This is a genomic window from Streptomyces sparsus (genome assembly GCF_054776295.1).
Genome location: NZ_BAAHCA010000639.1, coordinates 1 through 2,871, shown reverse-complemented (window position 1 = coordinate 2,871; position 2,871 = coordinate 1). Strand labels below are relative to the sequence as shown.

The window sequence follows — 2,871 nt, the reverse complement described above, 5'->3', positions numbered from 1 at the left end:
CGTCAGGTCCACGAGCAGGTGGCCGTCCACGAGCAGGGCCGTGGCGGCGCGGGCGTGCTCCCCGGCGGCCGTGGCACACGCGGCGCAGGGACAGCCGGGACACGGGAGGCCGGCGGGGGCGCCGGTGCCGAGCAGAGTCAGTTCCACCCCCCGATCGTCTCTCGTCCGGCTCGGGAAAGCGCGGGGACCCCGCCGCCGGTCCGCTCCGTCACGAGTACGCTGCGGGCAGTGATGCCGATGATCTCCAGGAGGCGTACATGGCGTGGACGTGGCGGTTCGAGAAGGCCGACGGTACGGAGACCGAGTCCCCGGTGGCGGTTGAGGACTTCTCCACGCAGGGCGACGCGGAGTCCTGGATCGGGGAGATCTGGAAGGAGCTGCTGGACGGCGGCGTCGACCAGGTGACCCTGTTCGAGGACTCGACGAAGATCTACGGCCCGATGAGCCTGCACGAGGCGCAGGACTGACGGGCCGGGCCGCCCTCCCGGCCGGGGCGGGAGCGGGGCGGACCCGGTGACGCCCCGCCGGACGCGCTGATGCCCCGACCCCGCTGCGAAGGGGGCCGGGGCATCACCGGCGGTGCGTGCGGACGGTCGCTCAGCCGTTGGGCTCCAGCGGGATCAGGCCCTCGTCGCTCAGCATCGCGCGGACCTCGTCGATCGTCGCCCCGCGCTCGGGGAGGATCAGTTCGGAGGGTTCCAGCGCGTCGTCGGCCAGCGGTGACCCCAGCCGGTGAACCGCGTCGAGCAGGGCCTCCAGCGTGCGCCGGAAACCTGGCTCGTCGCCGTTCTGCATCTCCTCCAGCAGCTCGTCGTCCAGTTTGTTGAGCTCGGCGAAGTGACTGTCGTCCAGCTTCACCTGGCCTTCCCCCATGATCCTTACGATCACGCTGCGCTCCTTCTCACGGGGCTTCGAGCCACTGTCGTCACTGCTTGTCGAACCTGGGCGCGTCCTGGGTCTGCTGACCCTGCGTGGTGCCGCCCTCGCCACCCGAAGCGCCCGAAGCGCCTTCAATGGCTTGCTGGCCCGCGCTGGTGCCGCCGGCCAGCTCCGCCTTCATGCGCTGCAACTCCAGCTCGACGTCCGAGCCGCCGGAGATCCGGTCCAGCTCGGCCGTGATGTCGTCCTTGGCGGTGCCGGTGGGGTCGTCCAGCGCGCCCGAGGCGAGCAGCTCGTCGATGGCGCCGGAGCGTGCCTGCAACTGGGCGGTCTTGTCCTCCGCCCGCTGGATCGCCATGCCGACGTCGCCCATCTCCTCGGAGATGCCGGAGAACGCCTCGCCGATCTGCGTCTGCGCCTGGGCGGCCGTGTAGGTGGCCTTGATGGTCTCCTTCTTCGTGCGGAAGGCGTCCACCTTGGCCTGCAACCGCTGGGAGGCGAGCGTCAGCTTCTCCTCCTCGCCCTGCAGCGTCTGGTGCTGCACCTGGAGGTCGGAGACCTGCTGCTGGAGGGCGGCCCGGCGGGACAGCGCCTCCCTGGCCAGGTCCTCGCGGCCCAGGGCGAGAGCCTTCTTGCCCTGCTCGGCCAGCTTGTCGGACTGGCCGTTGAGCTGGTTCAGCTGCAACTCCAGCCGCTTGCGGGACGTCGCCACGTCGGCGACGCCGCGCCGCACCTTCTGCAGCAGCTCCAGCTGCTTCTGGTACGAGTAGTCGAGTGTTTCGCGCGGGTCCTCAGCCCGGTCCAGGGCCCTGTTGGCCTTCGCGCGGAAAAGCATCCCCATCCGCTTCATGACACCGCTCATGGGCCTCGCGCGCCCCCTTCGTAACCGACGTGAGCCTTACGCACCTTCTACGGACCCACAGTACGGGCCCTGCTTCCATTACCGCACTGTTCGGCGTCGGATGCGCTCATTCTCCAGGACGATCGTGACCCCGGCTTGTCCCGCCCAAGGAGTAGACGTGGAGCCGCGGACGTGTGCGACGCGCGCGGGAGGGCGGGTTCCCTGCTGCCGGCTGTTGCCGGCTGTTGCCGGATCGTGCCCACCGGGGGTGGGGGCCATGCCCCGGCACGACGTACTCTGGGGGCGTGTTCCGAAGCCGTTCCAAGGATGAGCAGGCCGCGCCCGCCCCGGCGACCGAGGACCTGACGCAGCCGACCCGCAACCCGCAGGCGCCCAAGGGCCGCCCCACGCCCAAGCGACGGGAGTCCCAGTCCCAGCGACGCAGCCTCTCCAAGCCGCCGGCCAACCGCAAGGAGGCGGCCAAGCGCTCGCGTGAGCTGCGCCGCGCGGAGCTCGCCAAGCAGCGTGAGGCGCTAGCCACCGGTGACGAGCGCTACCTTCCGCTGCGGGACCGCGGCGCCGTGCGCCGCTTCACCCGCGACTTCATCGACTCCAAGTGGCACGTCGCGGAGTTCTTCCTGCCGATCGCGGTGTTCATCCTGGTGATGAGCCTGCTGCCGTCGCTCCAGGCGAAGAACATCTCGCTGCTGCTCTGGATGGGCGTCATCATCATGATCGTCGTCGACTCCGTGTTCACCAGGTTCCGGCTGAAGAAGGCGCTCCAGGAGCAACTCCCGGACGAGAACCACCGCGGCGCGACGCTCTACGGCCTGATGCGCACGCTGCAGATGCGGCGGATGCGGCTTCCCAAGCCCCAGGTGGCCCGGGGCGAAGCACCGCGCCGCTGATGACCGGTCTGCTGGAGTTCGGCGGGGACGCCGCCGAACGGTGGCTCGGCGGAGCCGGGCGGCTGCGGGACGCGGTCCGGCAGTCCCTGGTGGCACGCCAACTGGACGAGCAGATCGCGGCCCGGTTCCCCGTCGGCCGGCGCCTGCGGGTGCTCGACGTGGGGCCGGGGCAGGGCATCCAGGCCTTACGGCTGGCCCGCGCGGGCCATGAGGTGACGGGCCTGGAGGCCGACCCGGTGATGC

Annotated in this window: 5 protein-coding genes and 1 pseudogene; 3 read left to right on the top strand and 3 right to left on the bottom strand. The window is 70.7% G+C overall.

From position 1 onward, the window contains the following. Positions 1 to 147, bottom strand: a pseudogene (locus ACYVE9_RS21495) (bifunctional adenosylcobinamide kinase/adenosylcobinamide-phosphate guanylyltransferase); the annotation flags it as partial. A gap of 110 nt (positions 148 to 257) precedes the next feature. Here ACYVE9_RS21495 and ACYVE9_RS21490 point away from each other — a divergent pair. Beyond that, positions 258 to 467 carry a hypothetical protein gene (locus ACYVE9_RS21490; protein ID WP_461029530.1) on the top strand — a complete coding sequence of 70 codons (210 nt, stop codon included), beginning with the start codon at positions 258 to 260 and terminating at the stop codon, positions 465 to 467. 130 nt (positions 468 to 597) lie between these two features. On the opposite strand, the gene pspAA is transcribed toward ACYVE9_RS21490, so the two are convergent. Both pspAA and ACYVE9_RS21480 read right to left on the bottom strand, forming a co-directional pair. Continuing rightward, positions 598 to 888, bottom strand: coding sequence for a PspA-associated protein PspAA (gene pspAA, locus ACYVE9_RS21485; RefSeq protein WP_461029529.1), 291 nt, complete (start codon positions 886 to 888; stop codon positions 598 to 600). Between the two features lie 37 nt (positions 889 to 925). Next, positions 926 to 1,741: a PspA/IM30 family protein gene (locus ACYVE9_RS21480; RefSeq protein WP_461029528.1), complete on the bottom strand. Its 816-nt coding sequence runs from the start codon at positions 1,739 to 1,741 to the stop codon at positions 926 to 928. A 284-nt stretch (positions 1,742 to 2,025) separates the two neighbouring features. Between ACYVE9_RS21480 and ACYVE9_RS21475 the strand changes: the two genes are divergently transcribed. Further along, positions 2,026 to 2,628, top strand: coding sequence for a DUF3043 domain-containing protein (locus tag ACYVE9_RS21475; protein WP_461029527.1), 603 nt, complete (start codon positions 2,026 to 2,028; stop codon positions 2,626 to 2,628). Continuing rightward, a partial coding sequence (locus ACYVE9_RS21470) for a methyltransferase domain-containing protein (RefSeq protein WP_461029526.1) occupies positions 2,628 to 2,871 on the top strand: 244 nt, incomplete at its 3' end. The genes ACYVE9_RS21475 and ACYVE9_RS21470, both read left to right, overlap by 1 nt.

Bases quoted from the DNA above. Each gene is read 5' to 3' on its own strand.
- ACYVE9_RS21490 (WP_461029530.1), top strand. From the start codon at position 258: ATGGCGTGGACGTGGCGGTTCGAGAAGGCCGACGGTACGGAGACCGAG.
- ACYVE9_RS21480 (WP_461029528.1), bottom strand. From the start codon at position 1,741: ATGAGCGGTGTCATGAAGCGGATGGGGATGCTTTTCCGCGCGAAGGCC.